The organism is Vibrio jasicida CAIM 1864 = LMG 25398, assembly GCF_000400365.1.
Taxonomy (GTDB): Bacteria; Pseudomonadota; Gammaproteobacteria; order Enterobacterales; family Vibrionaceae; genus Vibrio; species Vibrio jasicida.
The window spans coordinates 46,842-62,957 of the sequence record NZ_BAOG01000019.1; the positions used below are offsets into that span (position 1 = coordinate 46,842).

The window sequence follows — 16,116 nt, forward strand, 5'->3', positions numbered from 1 at the left end:
GTCTCCTTTTTGTTTTTGTTTGTCTTCTATCGACAGATTTGAACTACGGGACTCGAGATTTATTTAGGCTGGTGGTTTTCCACTGCTTTGCGTAAGAAGCCGTCTTGGTGGTGCAGGTGAGCACGAGCAGATTCAATATCAAGATCGGTCAGGATCATTAAGATCGCCAGTTTCACCTCATAACCAGTTTGTTTAAGTACGTCGGTAGCTTTTTCTTTGCTGCAATCGGTCGCTTGCATCACAATACGTGCGGCGCGTGCAACGAGCTTATTGTTGGTTGCTTTCACATCGACCATTAAGTTTTGATAACTCTTACCCAAACGGATCATGCTGGCAGTAGTCAGCATGTTCAGAACCAGTTTCTGCGCCGTACCTGATTTCAAACGTGTTGAGCCAGTCAATGCTTCAGGGCCTACAACAGGGCTAATTGCGACGTCGGCAATGTCGGCGATTGGAGAATCTGGATTACAAGATAGTGCAATCGTGGTTGCACCGATCTCGTTGGCGTACTCCAAACCACCAATGACATAAGGCGTTCGGCCACTTGCAGCGATACCTACGACCACATCGAGATTTGTGAATTTAATATCTTTTAGGTCTTGCTCACCTAAAGCCGGCGAATCTTCCGCACCTTCTTTTGCTTTTAGAATTGCCTCTGGGCCACCTGCAATCAGACCGACCACCATCTTGTCAGATACGCCAAATGTTGGCGGACATTCCGATGCATCAAGCACACCTAAACGGCCACTGGTGCCAGCGCCCATATAAACCAGACGACCGCCGACTTTAAACGCGTCGGTGATCTTATCCACCGCGAGTGCGATTTCGGGTAAAACCTTCTCAACCGCAAGTGGTACGAGCTTATCTTGCTGATTAAGTCGCTGAACAATGTCCAGAGAGGGCAGTAAATCGATGTCCATCGTATCTGGGTTACGACCTTCTGATACTAGGTGGGCAAGAGCAGCAATAAGCGCGTCATTTGTCATAGTGGTTTAAGCCTTTTGAATACTGATTTCGATTTATTTTGTCGCTGTGTCTGGCACAACGCATTTAGTTTTTAGGATAGAGCACACCCAGCGAAGCAAGACGGCTCGCACCAGTCACTTCAGGTAAGTTGCTCGGCAGCCCGTCAATATGTCGCTGAGCAAGCCAAGCAAACGCCATGGCTTCCATGTAATCGCCATCGACACCTTTATCATCCGTTGTTGCGACTTGCCACTGCGGCAGAAGTTCCGCTAAACGTTGCATCAGTAGAGGGTTTCTCGCCCCTCCGCCACACACCAACAGCTGTGGCAGCTGACCATACGTGAATTTCTCCACTTCGTTTGCAATGGTCTTCGCCGAGTATTCACACAGCGTGCGTTGTACATCTTGTGCTGAGATATTGTGGTTGGCTAACTGATGATGCAGCCAATCGATATTGAACAGCTCTCGACCAGTGCTCTTAGGCGCCGACATGGCGAGGTAAGGCTCTGCTAAGAGTTGAGTTAGTAGTGTTGCATCGGTGTTGCCTTGCAGAGCAAATCGCGCGTCTTTGTCGAAGCCTTGTCCTGTGTGCTGTTCACACCATGCATCCATCAACATGTTGCCTGGGCCAGTATCGTAGCCGATCACTGCTTGGTCAGGATGCAGTACCGAGATATTGGCAATTCCACCGATGTTAAGCACCACGGTGGTGGAATCGTGCATGGCAAAAATACTTTTATGGAAGGCAGGGACGAGCGGTGCACCTTGGCCACCTAACGCCATGTCTTTACGACGAAAATCTGCCACGGTATCAATGCCAGTTTTGACTGCAATGATGTTGGCATCACCCAGTTGGGTGGTGAAGGGCTGTTCGCCAGTCGGCTGATGGAACACGGTTTGACCATGATTACCAATGGCTCGGATTTGCTCTGCGGAATAGCCGGATTTATCCAGTAGCTGTAAAACCGCATCGGCAAACAGATGGCCAAGTTGGTGGTCGAGCTTACCAATGGCTTTTAGATTCGTGTCTTGCCCAGTGCAAACCGACAAAAGCGTCTGCTTAATATGAGCAGGCATTGGGTAATCATCGTGTGCGAGCAAGCGAACACGGTTATCTTCAATTTCAACCAGTGCGGTATCGACACCGTCCATACTGGTTCCAGACATCACACCGATATACAGTTTGTTAAGATTCACAGCCAATTCCGTCAATTCTTCGATTCACTTATTGTAAAGCAATTCTGAAGCGAATAACCTCATCGAATACGAGATATTCAGCCGATTTTGAGGAGAAAAAATGGGACCGTTATGGGTTGATGTTGCAGGCTATGAACTGACTGCAGAAGACAGAGAAATTTTGGAGCATCCAACGGTTGGTGGTTTGATTTTATTTACGCGTAACTACCACGACAGCAAGCAGCTTCAAGCTCTTACCCAATCTATCCGAGAAGCGGCGAAACGTCCGATTTTGATTGGTGTTGACCAAGAGGGCGGACGCGTTCAGCGTTTCCGTGAAGGCTTTTCATTGATTCCTGCGGCGGACCAATACGGCAAACACCAAAACAGTGAAGATCTGGCCCGCATGGGTGGTTGGTTGATGGCTGCTGAGCTGATTGCTCATGATATCGACCTAAGCTTCGCGCCAGTGTTGGATAAAGGTCACCAATGTAAAGCGATTGGCAGCCGTGCTTTTGGTGAGGATTTAGACACTATTTTGCGTCACAGCACTGCTTATATGCAGGGTATGAAGAGTGTCGGTATGGCGACGACGGGCAAACATTTCCCGGGTCATGGTGGTGTGATTGCTGATTCACACTTAGAGACACCATATGACGAGCGTAGTGATATCTTTGAGCAAGACATGGCTATCTTCAAAGCGCAAATCGATGCTGGCATCTTAGACGCGATGATGCCTGCTCACGTCATTTTCTCAAATTATGATGACCAACCTGCTAGCGGCTCTGAGTATTGGCTTAAACAAATCCTGCGCCAGCAACTTGGTTTTAAAGGTTTGATCTTCTCTGATGATTTGACCATGGAAGGTGCCGCAATTATGGGTGGTCCTGCCGAACGTGGCGCACAAGCATTAAACGCTGGCTGCGATATGCTGCTGGTTTGCAACAAGCGCGATGCGCAAGTTGAGGTGCTTGATAATCTACCCATCACTTCTGTTCCTCTCGCTGGTGCCTTGTTGAAGAAACAGAGCTTTTCTCTAAGCGAGCTAAAACGTTCGCAAGAGTGGAAAGACGCCTCTGAAGTTATGAAGCGATTGGTTGGCTAGCCATCTCACCCCTGAATAATGGTTTGTTCAGGGTGAGACGTAAACTTTCTAAAACATCCATTTAAAGCCGAAGTGCTCTGCATTTCGGCTTTTTCTTTTGATGTAAATTTAAATTTACACTGGATGTTTTTTATTGTGTACGGTTGTAATTCTTTTTTAGCCTGTTATCTTGTCCGTAAAGCTTAGTTGTCTCACCAAGGAATTGGTTGGGTGTAAAAAATAATATACAGGTCAAGGTTATGCAAAGAAGTGAATTGAGCAACATTAACATCTGCGAAGAACAAGTTCTTATCACGCCTGAGGAGCTAAAAGTTAAGCTTCCTCTAAGTGAAAAGGCCCGTCGTTTTATCCAAGATTCTCGTCAAACCATCGCTGATATCATTCACAAAAAAGATCATCGTCTACTCGTTGTATGTGGACCATGTTCTATCCATGACGTAGACGCTGCGAAGGATTACGCCAAGCGTTTAAAAGCACTTTCAGAACAACTAAGCGACCAACTGTATATTGTTATGCGTGTTTACTTTGAGAAGCCTCGAACCACGGTTGGTTGGAAAGGCTTGATCAATGACCCACACCTAGACGGCAGCTTCGACATTGAACATGGCCTGCATGTTGGTCGTGAACTGTTGGTTGAACTCGCTGAGATGGATATTCCGCTGGCAACAGAAGCTCTTGACCCAATTAGCCCACAATACTTGGCAGATACGTTTAGTTGGGCAGCGATCGGCGCTCGTACGACTGAGTCACAAACACACCGTGAGATGGCAAGTGGTCTCTCAATGCCTATCGGCTTTAAGAATGGTACGGACGGTAGTTTGGCAACGGCGATCAACGCAATGCAAGCGGCTTCTTCTAGCCACCGTTTCATGGGTATTAACCGTGAAGGTCAAGTAGCGCTTCTGACTACGCAAGGCAACCCGAATGGTCATGTGATTCTTCGTGGTGGTAAGCAGACCAATTACGACTCAGTATCCGTTACTGAGTGTGAGCAAGAGATGGCGAAGTCCAACCTTGATGCGTCCTTGATGGTGGATTGTAGCCATGCGAACTCACGTAAAGATTACCGCCGTCAGCCGTTAGTTGCAGAAGACGTGATTCACCAGATTCGAGAAGGCAACAAGTCGATCATTGGCCTGATGATTGAAAGTCATATTAATGAAGGTAATCAATCTTCAGACCTTACTCTCGAAGAGATGAAATACGGTGTTTCAATTACCGACGCGTGTATCAATTGGGATTCAACTGAGGCACTATTACGTCATGCACACGAAGAGCTGGTGCCTTTCTTAGAGAATCGCCTTAAAGGCTAAAACGGAACTTATTTAAGGAACATCAATGGCAGTTGAACTTAACGCATTGCGCGATCAGATTGATGCAGTCGACAAGCAAATGCTAGAGCTACTCTCTCAGCGTTTAGCGCTAGTAGAGAAAGTGGGTGAAGTAAAAAGCGAACACGGTTTGCCAATTTACGCCCCAGCTCGTGAGGCGGCAATGCTGGCATCACGACGAGCTGAAGCTGAAAAAATGGGGATCCCTCCACAGCTGATAGAAGACATTCTTCGTCGAACAATGCGTGAGTCTTATGCCAGCGAGAAAGATTCCGGTTTTAAGTGTTTGAACCCTGAATTGCGCTCAGTCGTTATTATTGGTGGTAATGGCCAGTTAGGTGGTTTGTTCGGACGTATGTTCAAACTGTCTGGATACCAAGTGAAAGTCTTGGGCAGTAAAGACTGGGAGCACGCTGACGAAATCTTAAAAGACGCTGGCCTGGTGGTCGTGACTGTGCCAATCCATTTAACTGAAGGTGTGATTGAAAAGCTCGGTAACCTGCCACAAGATTGCATTCTTTGTGATCTGACTTCTATCAAGTCCAAGCCACTGCAAGCAATGTTAAATGTACACTCTGGCCCGGTTGTTGGTCTCCATCCAATGTTTGGTCCTGATGTGCCAAGCTTAGCGAAACAGGTGATTGTGTACTGCGATGGTCGTGAGAATGAGCAATACCAATGGCTACTGCAACAGTTTGGTATTTGGGGCGCAAGCTTGTGCCAGATCGATGCGCAAGAGCACGATCATGGTATGACTTTGATTCAGGCGCTACGTCACTTTACTTCCTTCGCTTACGGTATGCACCTAAGCAAAGAAAACCCTAATATTGAACAATTGTTAAAGCTGAGCTCGCCAATTTACCGCTTGGAGCTAGCGATGGTAGGGCGTCTGTTTGGTCAAGACCCAAATCTATACGGTGACATCATTCTTTCATCACAAGAAAACATCGATATGATTAAGCGTTTCCACCAACGCTTTGGTGAAGCTTTGTCTGTTTTAGACAGTAAAGACAAGGCTGAGTTTGTCGAAAGCTTCGAGCAAGTGAGCGATTGGTTTGGTGAGTACTCTCAGCAATTCATGAACGAGAGTCAGAACCTACTTAAGCAAGCTAACGATAATATCCATCGTGGCTAATTCCCTATTTTAGATGCAAAAAGAGCAGCACATTGGCTGCTCTTTTTTGTTTGAAAATAATCAGTTGGTCGATGTACCACTGTTGTCTTCACTTGATACCGTGCTAATACTCGTATCTCGGTATGGCGAATTGGTTAGATTGATTTGCAGACGAACCACGTTATCGATCAACTGAACCAGAGGACCCCATTTTACCATCTTTTCTTTCTCGAACACGGAGTTAAAGTTCTCTGGTGTCCAATCCATTAAGTAGCGCGGGTTTAGCGTACGCCCAAGAAAGCGTACTTCGTAATGAAGGTGTGGCCCAGTCGAGTTACCTGAATTACCACATTTCGCTATTACATCGCCTTTACTGACAAACTGGCCATTTTTCACGCTGAATTTGTTCAGATGAGCGAATGAGCTTGAGAAACCAAATGAATGACGGAGCGTAAGGTAGTTACCGTATCCACGATTACTTGGTCGCACCGTTTCTACCACACCATCCGCTGGGGCTAAGATTTCTTCGCCGCGTTTACATGTAAGGTCGATGCCTGTATGCACATGACGTTTGCCAGAAATAGGGTTAATCCGACTGCCATAAGGGGAGGAGATACGTTGGTAAGTCATCGGACTGTCGTTTGGAATTAAACGGAACATCGTTGCGCGCACTGCTGAATCAATGGCTGCGGCATCAATACGCTCTTCTAGGGCAACGTTGTACTCTTCGCTTTCAAGCTCTTCGTCAGCGAGACCGAGAACCGACTCCACATCATATACACGCTTACCTAGCAATTGAATCTGATTGTTTTTGTCAGTTAAAGATTGAGAAAGAGAGTGGTTCGTATCAAGTTGTTCTTCATACAGTGCCGTGATCTCCGCTTTTTCACCTTCCAGCTTTGCGATGGTTTGGTTTAGCGTCTCTTGATTGTATGTTTGTTGTTGATTCAAATACCAAGCGCTACCAACGACGGCAGGCAAAGCGATGACTGACACACATACTGCAAGGATCGAAAGGCGACCCACATAAAATTGCTGATTCCCATCTTTTGTTGGGATCTGCATGATGATTTTTTTAGACATAGTTATTGTTACTAAAGCAGGCGTTCAATTTATTCTTCCCCCAAATCAGAAAGGTATTCTAACTCTCGATTCAGCAGCTCGTTATTGCCTACGTTTAACTCTATAAATCGTTTTAATTGGCTAATACTGTCGATGTCTATGTTGATGATCTTCAGCCGGATCTCGTTACTTGCAACAGCGATGATATCAGCGGTTAACTGCATCACCTGTTCTGATTGAGCGAACGAGAATGCGACTTCTACCGGTAGTGACGACTCAAGTGAGTTTGCATTTTCAGCTCTTAACAATAAACCATGTAATGAGAGATCTTGAATCGTGGCTTGTAGTGCCAAGTCACTTTGTTCCACTAAAGCAGAAACTTGGTAGATGATGCGTGAAAAGCGTCGTCTCTCCGTCATAGAGCTTTCTCATATAGTCGTCGAATCTGTCGATGACTATATCAAATAGAACAAAAATTGTTCAATTGTTGTTCTTAAAATGTCGAGGTAGCACAGAGTTACGATTGCTAAAGGTCAAGCTCTTAATTGAAAAAATGCCAATCTGAGCCATTTATGCAACACATACAACAAAGGTCGCTATGATAGCGACCTTTGTACGAATTACAAGCAAAGGTGAGTGTAAGGTGATATACCGCACACTCATCCTATAAACGAAATTACTTCGATACGCGCTTGTATTTGATACGGTGTGGTTCAGCGGCTTCAGGACCAAGCGTCTTCTTCAGCCATTCCATATACTCGTTGTAGTTACCTTCGTAGAAGTTAACTTGGCCTTCATCGCGGTAGTCGATGATGTGCGTCGCGATACGGTCTAGGAACCAACGGTCGTGCGAGATAACCATGGCACAACCAGGGAACTCAAGCAGCGCTTCTTCAAGTGCACGTAGTGTTTCAACGTCAAGGTCGTTGGTTGGCTCATCGAGTAGTAGTACGTTACCGCCGGCTTTAAGCAGCTTAGCAAGGTGCACACGGTTACGCTCACCACCAGAAAGCTCGCCGATAACTTTCTGTTGATCTGAGCCTTTGAAGTTAAAGCGAGAACAGTAAGCACGTGCAGGGATTTCGAAGTTGTTGATCTTGATGATGTCAGCGCCTTCTGAGATCTCTTGGAATACCGTGTTTTTATCGTTCATTGAATCACGGAACTGCTCAACAGAAGCCAGTTTCACAGTGTCACCCAGTTCAATCGTACCCGAATCAGGTTGTTCAGTACCGCTTAGCATCTTGAATAGGGTTGATTTACCCGCACCGTTGGCACCGATGATACCCACGATGGCACCTTTAGGCATGCTGAATGATAGATCATCGATAAGAACGCGACCGTCGAATGACTTAGTCAGGTTGCTCACTTCGATAACTTTATCACCTAGACGCTCACCAGGCGGGATGAACAGCTCGTTAGTTTCGTTACGTTTTTGGTGGTCAGTGTTTTGTAGCTCTTCAAAGCGCGCCATACGTGCTTTAGATTTCGCTTGGCGACCTTTAGGGTTTTGACGAACCCATTCAAGTTCTTTCTCGATGGTCTTTTGACGAGCTTTTTCTTGCGACGCTTCTTGTTGTAGACGCGCATCTTTTTGCTCTAGCCAAGAGGTGTAGTTACCTTCCCATGGAATACCTTCACCACGGTCAAGTTCTAGGATCCAACCCGCTGCGTTATCTAGGAAGTAACGGTCGTGGGTAATTGCAACTACAGTACCAGTGTAATCAACTAGGAAGCGTTCTAGCCATGCAACAGACTCAGCATCCAAGTGGTTGGTTGGTTCGTCGAGCAGTAGCATGTCTGGTTTTTCTAGAAGAAGACGACAGATAGCCACACGGCGACGCTCACCACCGGATAGGTGTTGGATTTTTTGATCCCATTCAGGAAGACGAAGTGCATCAGCAGCACGTTCTAGCGCGTTGTCTAGGTTGTGACCATCTTTCGCTTGAATTAGCGCTTCTAGTTCACCCTGTTCTTTTGCTAGAGCATCAAAATCGGCATCTGGTTCTGCATACGCTGCATATACCGCATCCAAGCGCTTAAGTGCGCCAGCAACATCTGCAACAGCTTCTTCAACGATTTCACGAACGGTTTTTGACTCGTCCAGAACGGGCTCCTGCGGTAGGTAACCTACGTTTAGGCCCGGTTGTGGGCGTGCTTCACCATCGATATCGGTATCGATACCCGCCATGATACGTAGCAGCGTAGATTTACCCGCACCGTTCAGACCTAGAACACCGATTTTTGCACCAGGGAAGAAGCTTAGAGAGATGTCTTTAAGAATTTGACGCTTAGGTGGCACAATTTTGCTCACCCGCGACATGGTATATACGTATTCAGCCATTGCCGATCGTTCCTAAATTAACTGTCATTCAAAGGCTCTATTTTATACCAACTCCTTCAGTTTTGTTACCGCATTGCAAGAAATTAGCATCTTGTGTGATTTCTTCTTCATCGCTGACCGGAAACTCTCAACTTTAGGGTATACACTTTTCTTGTTCGTCTTTAAATCAAAGCCAACAGTTCATTTAGTTGGATGAATTGATGGGAATCTATTTGTCTTAAAGGGTTCTAAAGTTTTACGAGTACAACATTTATTACATCAAGTCGCTTTACAATAAGCACTTATTACGGTGTAAATAGATGCATATGCTTTATTGCTTACTACGTTTGTATTCACCAGTGGTAAAGCATGAAGAGAGAAACGTCTGGGGAAAATGACGCACATGAAATTCAACGTAACTGAATTGGCTAAAAGAGTATGCTACGCAGCCGCTTTATGTGCGGTAAGCGTGTCGGCAAACGCGACGCTGAGCCTAGAAAAGCAGCGTCAAGTCTATGAGCAGGCACAAAATTTATTAGACAAGAATGACATTGATGGCTACTTGTCTATTCGTTCCAAAATCGCTGATTATCCACTCACTCCTTATGTGGACTATCGGGTATTTCTGAGGCAATTATCGAGCAAGTCACCACAACAGGTAGATGCGTTTATTAGTGAACATGAAGCTTTTCCATTCTCACGTCGTATTCGCGCCCCGTATCTAGATAACCTTTATCGCCAGAAAGATTGGAAAACCATTACCGAGTTCCAGAAAGTTGAGCCAAGTGGTGAGCGTTATCAGTGTATTTTTTATGTCGCTCAATTAGAACAGGGTAAACAAGTTGCTGCCTTTAAAGGCGCAGAGCACATGTGGCTGCGCGGCAAGAGTATTGCTGATGAATGTGACCCACTGTTCTCTGCATGGGACAAAGCGGGTGAACGTACAGATGACATGATTTTACAACGCATGTTATTAGCATTTGATGCGCGTAATGGCGGGCTAATGGCCTATCTGCAAAAGTTGCCTACATCGGCCAAAGCTCAGCAGCAAGCCAAAGCGATGAAGGCATTGTTCGATAAGCCTGAAAATGTGGCGGAGTTTGCCAAGAAGCAACAAGCGAATGACTTTAATCGAACTCAAGCAGAATTCGCATTAGAGAAACTGGCTCGAAAAAACACCAAGCAAGCGCAAGATGCTTATGCGACCGTAGTGAAAGGGCAAAAGTTCTCTCCAGAAAAGGCTCAAGCACTGGCGGATTACATTGCGATTCGTTTGATTCGTACTGAATCAGATTCATTGGCGAAGTGGCGCGATGACAAAACAAAAACCAGTAAAAACCTACCTCTGATTGAAAGTCGTATTCGTTTATCGATTCAAAATGGCGACTGGCAAGGGGTAAAAAAATGGATCGCAGTGCTTAATGATGAAGAGCAAGCATCACTTCGGTGGCAATACTGGTTAGGGCGCAGTGAAATCGCATTGGGTGATGAAGTCGCAGGTAAGCAACGTTTAGCAAAACAGACTGGCCAGCGTAACTTTTACAGTGTGGCCGCAGCGAATGCGATTGGTCAATCGATCAAGTATCCATCAAGCTCTGTTAAGCTCGATAAGACAGCTATTCAGCCATATCAAAAATCGCTGCTTCGTATTGAAGAGCTGATAGCAACCGACAAGATCGCTGCGGCGAAGAGTGAATGGACACATTTGCTCCGTCGTGTTGGTAAAGAGGAGAAAACGCAACTTGCCGCTTTTGCCGCGTCTAAGCATTGGCATAACTTGACGGTTATTGCGAGTATTCAAGCTCAGATGTGGGATAACATTCCGTTGCGATTCCCTGTCGCGCATCGCTGGTGGTTTAACTTTTACGCTGAGAAACACAATATCGACCCAATCACAATGATGTCTTTGGCGAGACAAGAGAGTGCACTTGATTCTGAAGCGCGCTCTCCGGTTGGAGCTCGTGGTCTGATGCAGATTATGCCAGCGACGGCTAAGTACACGGCAAACAAGTACAAGCTGAAATATCAAGGTACGCAAGATCTCTACAATGTAGGTAAGAACATTGAAATTGGTAGCCATTACTTACAAGGCTTAATGGAGGATTACGATAATAATCGTATTTTTTCGCTCGCTGCTTATAATGCAGGGCCTAACCGAGTAAAAATGTGGCGAGAGCGAACTCAAGGAAAAGTGGATGCTTATTCCTTTATAGAGGCGATTTCATTTAAAGAGACGCGTGGGTATGTACAGAACATTTTGATGTTCGAAACGTACTACCGCGACCTTTTAGGTGTCGACGGTTCGTTCTTGACCCAAGAAGAGATCAATACCAAGTATTGAGTGAGGTAACTTGATGTCACATGAACCTGAGTACAAAGACTGGCAACAGATTGTCGAGTTAATCCGTTCAAGTGTGGACAATCAGCAACACGAAATGTTGTTGACCATGCTAATGACACCGGATGAGCGAGAGTCACTGACCGCACGCGTTAATATTCTCAACGAGTTGCTAAAAGGTGAGCTCTCACAGCGTCAAATCAGTCAAATGCTTGGGGTTGGTATTGCTACAATTACCCGTGGCTCTAACGAGTTAAAGTCAAAGTCCGATGTCGACAAAGACAAACTTAAGACATTATTAGAGCAGGGCGCTCAATAATCTTTGAGTTACGGGCAGCAAAAAGGGCGGAATATCCGCCCTTTTTAATACGTACTTTACTCGACTATCAGCTTCAGACTCTTAATAAGATCCACATAGCTATAGGTTTGCAGGGAAATGTTCAGGGTTGGTAAAAGGAATCAACGCCAGAATCAAAGCTTGGTGGTAGACCGAACTGCGCGTCAGTTGGTTTTGAGTTAACAGGCCAATTGCGCCACCTTTTTGTTTGATGTTGTCAGTACCAAATACTTCATCCATTACATCACCCAGTTCATTGGCATGTTCAAGTTTTTCTAGCACTTTTGGTGGTAGCATCAAACTTGCTGAACGCGACTCTCCACGATGAGTCTCGGATTCAATCACCATCCAAGCAAAAGTAACTTTTCCTTCAATACCCGCTTCTAAACCAATATAGAAATCAGCATTCGGCATCTCAGTTTTAGCATTGCGAACACGATTTAAAGCACCTCGGCGTGTTTCATCATTGGTCATTGGCTGGGCTGAAACTTCACTCGGGACACTGACTCCGAAAAAGTTAAAACGTTGTTCAGGGAAAGCACTTTGAAAAGCACTCTCTACGGCTTTAATTTTTGCAGGGTTGAGTGAAGCGATAACGACTTTTTGGTCTACCATGATCTTTTTACCTATCGATGTCTATTAACCCAATTTTACTTGAGTGGGTTTTACGTTCTCACTTGGGTAACATCCTAATACTTTCAGGTGTTTAGTTATCTTGGTGAGCTCATCGAGCACATGCTGCATGGCGGTGGAACCAAGGTGTGATTCTAAATCAACATAGAACATTTCTTCCCATGGGTTACCCATGATCGGACGGGACTCTAACTTAGTCATGTTGATACCGAAACGTTGCAGTACTAACAGGGTCTCGACTAAAGAACCTGCCTCTTGAGAGGTAGACATAATCAATGTGGTTTTTGCCGGTATCTGTGTAGAGACCTCGACAGGTTTACGAGCAACCACAATAAAGCGGGTATGGTTTTCAGTTTGGTTCGCGATGTTGCCTTGGATCGCTTGTAAGCCATAAAGCTTACCACTGGAAGCATTACCGATAGCGGCGACATCATCACGGCCCAATTCTTGTACCTTCTGCATCGCATCGGCTGTGCTCGCACAAGATTCGAGTTGAACGCCTTTCATTCTGCTAAGGAACTCACTGCATTGCTGATGGGGCTGCGGGTGAGAGTAAAGCGTTTTGATGTTCTCTAGACGAATGTCTTTGGTTGCAACAAGGCAATGCTCAATCGGTTGAGTCAGCTCTCCTACGATATAAAGTGTTGTGTGTTGTAGAAGGTCGTAGACTTCGTTAATTGAACCAGAACTGGTGTTTTCAATTGGTAGAACACCATAATCAGCATGGCCAGATTCAACGGTCTGAGTTACTTCTTTGAAGTGCTCGCAGTTGAGTTCAATTAGCTCTGTATTTTTACGACTGAAGTACTCACGACTAGCTAAGTGAGAGTAAGACCCTTTAGCTCCTAAGAAAGCCACTCGTGCTAATGGTTTACGACTTTGCTGAGGGTTGACTAGGTTCTGTAGATAGCTTTGTTGCAAAAGCACCGAATCTTCGATGATCGTATGGAAAAGTTTGGTGATGTACTGAGCGTCGAGTTCGTATTTATCACGGCCGTTGGTAATCAGTTTTACTAGTAGTTGTTGTTCACGGACAGCATCACGAACAGGTTTTGACGTTTGGACTTTGCTTTTTGCTACTTCAATGCTGAGCTTGCGACGTTCAGACAGCAAGCTTAAAAGCTCGTCATCAAGCTCATTCAAACGTAAACGAATTTCATCCAGGGAAATAGGTTGGTCAGTCATCAATTCTTTCCTTATAAAAAAAGCCCCCCGATTTGGGAGGCTTTCTGTTTGTTTTTGACTTTTCTTTCACAAACGAGTTAGCCCCTCCACCTATGGAAGGAAAAAGAAGTCAAAAAGAAACAGGTGAGTCAAATGCATAAATAGTGCTTAATTTGTGAGTGTTTAAACACAATAAGCAAGCAGGCGGGGAGCGTCAAGCAAAAAAATAGCGCCTTACGGCGCTACTTCCTCGATCTGGTCGGTTTACTCTTCTTCTTCCACTAACTCTGGCTTGCTAGCACGTCGAGCTTCAGGTTTGTGGGTCAGCTTATTCAATTGTCGTTCTAATTTTTGCTCCACTTCGTTGATAGCTGCGTAAAGATCTTCGTGAGTAGCTGAGGCGATTAGTTGCCCTTTAGGAACCGTAATAACAGCTTCGAATTTTTTCTGTTTGTTTGGTTCCTCACTGAAAGTTGCTTGGCATCCGATGATGTCTACTTGCCATTTCTCCAGCTTTTTAAATTTGCTCTCAATATGAGCTCGGATTGCAGAGGTGATTTCGATATTTTTACCAGTGATGTTCATTGTCATAAAGTTTTTCCTCTGTTTCATCCCTCATGGGTTGAATTCAGATTACCGCTCTGAGGATAAAATAATGTGATATGGATCACTATTTTGAGTGGTTTTTTATGGGTGGGAAGTGAATGTGATCTTTCTCAAGAACTGTTTAGATTTCTGTGAAAATTGCTTGTTATCGGATTCGAAATCATTAGATTGGATAAAGTACTGAGCTGAAAACTATCCCGTTTTTAGGGGAGTTATACGGCCTGTAATTCTAGTTAGTTAAAAATTAACCAGAACAAAGATGTGAATCAGATCACTCTTAAAGTGCATAGTAAGTTAGATTCAAAAACGCCGCTCATGAACTGAGCGGCGTTTTTGTTTTTTTGTTCTCGGTTTTATGGCGTTTGGCTTATTTTCTTCAATGGCGTCATGAACACAGGGTCTTCTGGCGCTAATAAGACGTTGTCCAATGTCTTGGCTAGGTCGAGGCTTTCGAGTTGCTTGTAAATAACGTAGTAGCGGTTCACGTTAGTGACGTATCTGACGGTCTCGCCTAAGCTACGTCGCGTCACCACTTCTACATTGTGAAACCAAACGTTTGGGTCATAACCTTGTTGCGCGGCGCGTTTGCGCATTCTCTCTATATTTCCAGGCCCTGCATTGTATGCGGCAAGCGTTAGGTACAGTTTGTTCTCTTTACTGATTGCTTCATCGCTGAAGTAGTATCGACGTAGAAAGGCCATGTACTTCACACCAGCATGGACATTGTTCTCTAAGTTTCGAACGTTTTTGATGTTTACGTTTGGGTCGCTGGCAGTACTTGGCAGAATTTGCATGATGCCAACTGCACCTCGACTCGATACTAGATTATTGTTAAATCCAGATTCTTGATAGGCCACTGCGGCGATAAGCAGATAATCAAAATCGTATTTCTCTCCATATTTAGAGAATAAGGAAGAGAGCTTTTCTAATTGCGCGATTTTTTTCGGGTTGAGGGCTTTGTTGAGCCAATTAGTATTATCGATATATTTGCCGTAAATCACATTGCCCAATAAGGTGCCGGATCTTGATGTCTTGATGAATTTATTCACCACTTTCTTCAACTCTGGACTATCGTGCCTCATTGCCCATGCTATCTCACCGCCGGTGCGGAGGGGGATTTTGGTATGAGAGCGAATATCATCCATAAAGCTCATCCACAACTTGGCTTTGTGGCTATCAAGAATGATGGCTTTGACATAGCCATTGTTGAGCATTCCCACCAATTCGTAGTCTTGTAGTGTTTCTTCTATGAAATGCACAACAACAGGTGGTAAGCCTTTCTTATTAAGTTGTTTGTTTAATGCCTGAATGCTCTCGAAGTAACTTGAACTGGCACGTACCCATATTTCCTTGCCGCTTAACTGGTCAAGCTTGGTCATCACAGGTGTTTTCTTGTCGGTGATCACCCACTCTTCAATTCCCGTAATGGCAGGATCACTAAAATCAACCAATTTCTTACGTGCGTCGGTAATGGTGAGATTCGCAACAACCAGATCTCCCAACCCTTGTTCTAGGGAAGGAAGCAGCTCATCACGAGATACAGGAATGATTTGAATATTGATCTTAGGTTTGAGTTTGCGTAAATCTCTCTCAAAATGCGCAAGCAACTCAGCGCCAATCCCTTTTGGTTCACCTCCCTCTATGTAGTAGAAACCCAAATCGGCAGATACCAACACACGCAAGACGTTCTTCTCTTTAATGACATCGAGATCACCTGTGTAAGGGGGCTGTCTCAGAGGGGACAACTCTAAAGCAAATGCTGATGCTGAGAGTAACAGTAGAAGTCCTGTCCATAGCTTTGATAATGCCATGTTCACATCCATGTTGATGGTGAAGGAGAACCTTAAGCATATGTGTCGCTTAAAAAATCATCAAGGTAATGAATGTGGTAACGAGAAAGGATAAAGCAAAAATAAAGAAGGGGGGAACAAAACCGCCACAAGCAAAGCTGTGGCGGTTGG

General features: G+C 45.0%; 14 protein-coding genes and 1 other annotated feature. Of the genes, 5 read left to right on the top strand and 9 right to left on the bottom strand.

The window, feature by feature from the left end:
* Positions 1-59: 59 nt before the first annotated feature.
* Positions 60-986, bottom strand: a complete 927-nt coding sequence (gene murQ / locus VJL_RS05370; protein ID WP_038876259.1) for an N-acetylmuramic acid 6-phosphate etherase — start codon at positions 984-986, stop codon at positions 60-62.
* A gap of 64 nt (positions 987-1,050) precedes the next feature.
* Positions 1,051-2,163 (bottom strand): anhydro-N-acetylmuramic acid kinase, encoded by a 1,113-nt coding sequence (locus tag VJL_RS05375; RefSeq protein ID WP_038876261.1) that lies wholly within the window; start codon positions 2,161-2,163, stop codon positions 1,051-1,053.
* 100 nt (positions 2,164-2,263) lie between these two features.
* Here VJL_RS05375 and nagZ point away from each other — a divergent pair, with 100 nt between their 5' ends.
* From nagZ to tyrA, 3 genes are all read left to right on the top strand, one after another.
* Positions 2,264-3,247, top strand: coding sequence for a beta-N-acetylhexosaminidase (nagZ, locus tag VJL_RS05380; protein ID WP_038876264.1), 984 nt, complete (start codon positions 2,264-2,266; stop codon positions 3,245-3,247).
* A gap of 239 nt (positions 3,248-3,486) precedes the next feature.
* Positions 3,487-4,560: a 3-deoxy-7-phosphoheptulonate synthase gene (locus tag VJL_RS05385; RefSeq protein WP_038876265.1), complete on the top strand. Its 1,074-nt coding sequence runs from the start codon at positions 3,487-3,489 to the stop codon at positions 4,558-4,560.
* Positions 4,561-4,585: 25 nt separating this feature from the next.
* Positions 4,586-5,713, top strand: a complete 1,128-nt coding sequence (tyrA, locus tag VJL_RS05390) for a bifunctional chorismate mutase/prephenate dehydrogenase (protein ID WP_038876267.1) — start codon at positions 4,586-4,588, stop codon at positions 5,711-5,713.
* 60 nt (positions 5,714-5,773) lie between these two features.
* Here the strand turns inward: tyrA and VJL_RS05395 are convergent, their stop codons facing one another.
* The 3 genes from VJL_RS05395 to ettA all read right to left on the bottom strand — a co-directional run bounded on the left by VJL_RS05395 (position 5,774) and on the right by ettA (position 9,098).
* On the bottom strand, positions 5,774-6,775 hold the full coding sequence (locus tag VJL_RS05395; protein ID WP_038876270.1) for a M23 family metallopeptidase: 1,002 nt from the start codon (positions 6,773-6,775) through the stop codon (positions 5,774-5,776).
* Between the two features lie 29 nt (positions 6,776-6,804).
* A complete protein-coding gene (locus VJL_RS05400; RefSeq protein ID WP_038876273.1) occupies positions 6,805-7,173 on the bottom strand; it encodes a PilZ domain-containing protein in 369 nt (122 codons plus the stop codon).
* A gap of 257 nt (positions 7,174-7,430) precedes the next feature.
* Positions 7,431-9,098: an energy-dependent translational throttle protein EttA gene (gene ettA, locus VJL_RS05405; protein ID WP_038876275.1), complete on the bottom strand. Its 1,668-nt coding sequence runs from the start codon at positions 9,096-9,098 to the stop codon at positions 7,431-7,433.
* A gap of 373 nt (positions 9,099-9,471) precedes the next feature.
* On the opposite strand from ettA, the gene VJL_RS05410 reads away from it, so the two are divergent.
* Complete coding sequence (locus VJL_RS05410) at positions 9,472-11,418, top strand: transglycosylase SLT domain-containing protein (protein WP_038876277.1); 1,947 nt, start codon at positions 9,472-9,474, stop codon at positions 11,416-11,418.
* 13 nt (positions 11,419-11,431) lie between these two features.
* On the top strand, positions 11,432-11,734 hold the full coding sequence (gene trpR / locus VJL_RS05415) for a trp operon repressor (protein ID WP_038866424.1): 303 nt from the start codon (positions 11,432-11,434) through the stop codon (positions 11,732-11,734).
* Positions 11,735-11,833: 99 nt separating this feature from the next.
* Here trpR and yjjX read toward each other — a convergent pair whose 3' ends face one another.
* The 4 genes from yjjX to VJL_RS05435 form a co-directional block, all read right to left on the bottom strand.
* Positions 11,834-12,367 (bottom strand): inosine/xanthosine triphosphatase, encoded by a 534-nt coding sequence (yjjX, locus tag VJL_RS05420; RefSeq protein WP_038876279.1) that lies wholly within the window; start codon positions 12,365-12,367, stop codon positions 11,834-11,836.
* 24 nt (positions 12,368-12,391) lie between these two features.
* Positions 12,392-13,570, bottom strand: coding sequence for a prephenate dehydratase (pheA, locus tag VJL_RS05425; RefSeq protein ID WP_038866429.1), 1,179 nt, complete (start codon positions 13,568-13,570; stop codon positions 12,392-12,394).
* A 13-nt stretch (positions 13,571-13,583) separates the two neighbouring features.
* Positions 13,584-13,705 (bottom strand) — a sequence feature (Phe leader region).
* A gap of 108 nt (positions 13,706-13,813) precedes the next feature.
* Positions 13,814-14,140 carry a ribosome hibernation-promoting factor, HPF/YfiA family gene (gene hpf / locus VJL_RS05430; protein ID WP_038868798.1) on the bottom strand — a complete coding sequence of 109 codons (327 nt, stop codon included), beginning with the start codon at positions 14,138-14,140 and terminating at the stop codon, positions 13,814-13,816.
* A 368-nt stretch (positions 14,141-14,508) separates the two neighbouring features.
* A complete protein-coding gene (locus tag VJL_RS05435; RefSeq protein WP_038876281.1) occupies positions 14,509-15,966 on the bottom strand; it encodes an MltF family protein in 1,458 nt (485 codons plus the stop codon).
* Positions 15,967-16,116 lie beyond the last annotated feature (150 nt).

What these genes read in the sequence shown, in the direction of transcription:
- murQ (WP_038876259.1), bottom strand. Translation starts at nt 986, where the DNA reads ATGACAAATGACGCGCTTATTGCTGCTCTTGCCCACCTAGTATCAGAA.
- nagZ (WP_038876264.1), top strand. Translation starts at nt 2,264, where the DNA reads ATGGGACCGTTATGGGTTGATGTTGCAGGCTATGAACTGACTGCAGAA.
- VJL_RS05385 (WP_038876265.1), top strand. Translation starts at nt 3,487, where the DNA reads ATGCAAAGAAGTGAATTGAGCAACATTAACATCTGCGAAGAACAAGTT.
- tyrA (WP_038876267.1), top strand. Translation starts at nt 4,586, where the DNA reads ATGGCAGTTGAACTTAACGCATTGCGCGATCAGATTGATGCAGTCGAC.
- VJL_RS05395 (WP_038876270.1), bottom strand. Translation starts at nt 6,775, where the DNA reads ATGTCTAAAAAAATCATCATGCAGATCCCAACAAAAGATGGGAATCAG.
- VJL_RS05400 (WP_038876273.1), bottom strand. Translation starts at nt 7,173, where the DNA reads ATGACGGAGAGACGACGCTTTTCACGCATCATCTACCAAGTTTCTGCT.
- ettA (WP_038876275.1), bottom strand. Translation starts at nt 9,098, where the DNA reads ATGGCTGAATACGTATATACCATGTCGCGGGTGAGCAAAATTGTGCCA.
- VJL_RS05410 (WP_038876277.1), top strand. Translation starts at nt 9,472, where the DNA reads ATGACGCACATGAAATTCAACGTAACTGAATTGGCTAAAAGAGTATGC.
- trpR (WP_038866424.1), top strand. Translation starts at nt 11,432, where the DNA reads ATGTCACATGAACCTGAGTACAAAGACTGGCAACAGATTGTCGAGTTA.
- yjjX (WP_038876279.1), bottom strand. Translation starts at nt 12,367, where the DNA reads ATGGTAGACCAAAAAGTCGTTATCGCTTCACTCAACCCTGCAAAAATT.
- pheA (WP_038866429.1), bottom strand. Translation starts at nt 13,570, where the DNA reads ATGACTGACCAACCTATTTCCCTGGATGAAATTCGTTTACGTTTGAAT.
- hpf (WP_038868798.1), bottom strand. Translation starts at nt 14,140, where the DNA reads ATGACAATGAACATCACTGGTAAAAATATCGAAATCACCTCTGCAATC.
- VJL_RS05435 (WP_038876281.1), bottom strand. Translation starts at nt 15,966, where the DNA reads ATGGCATTATCAAAGCTATGGACAGGACTTCTACTGTTACTCTCAGCA.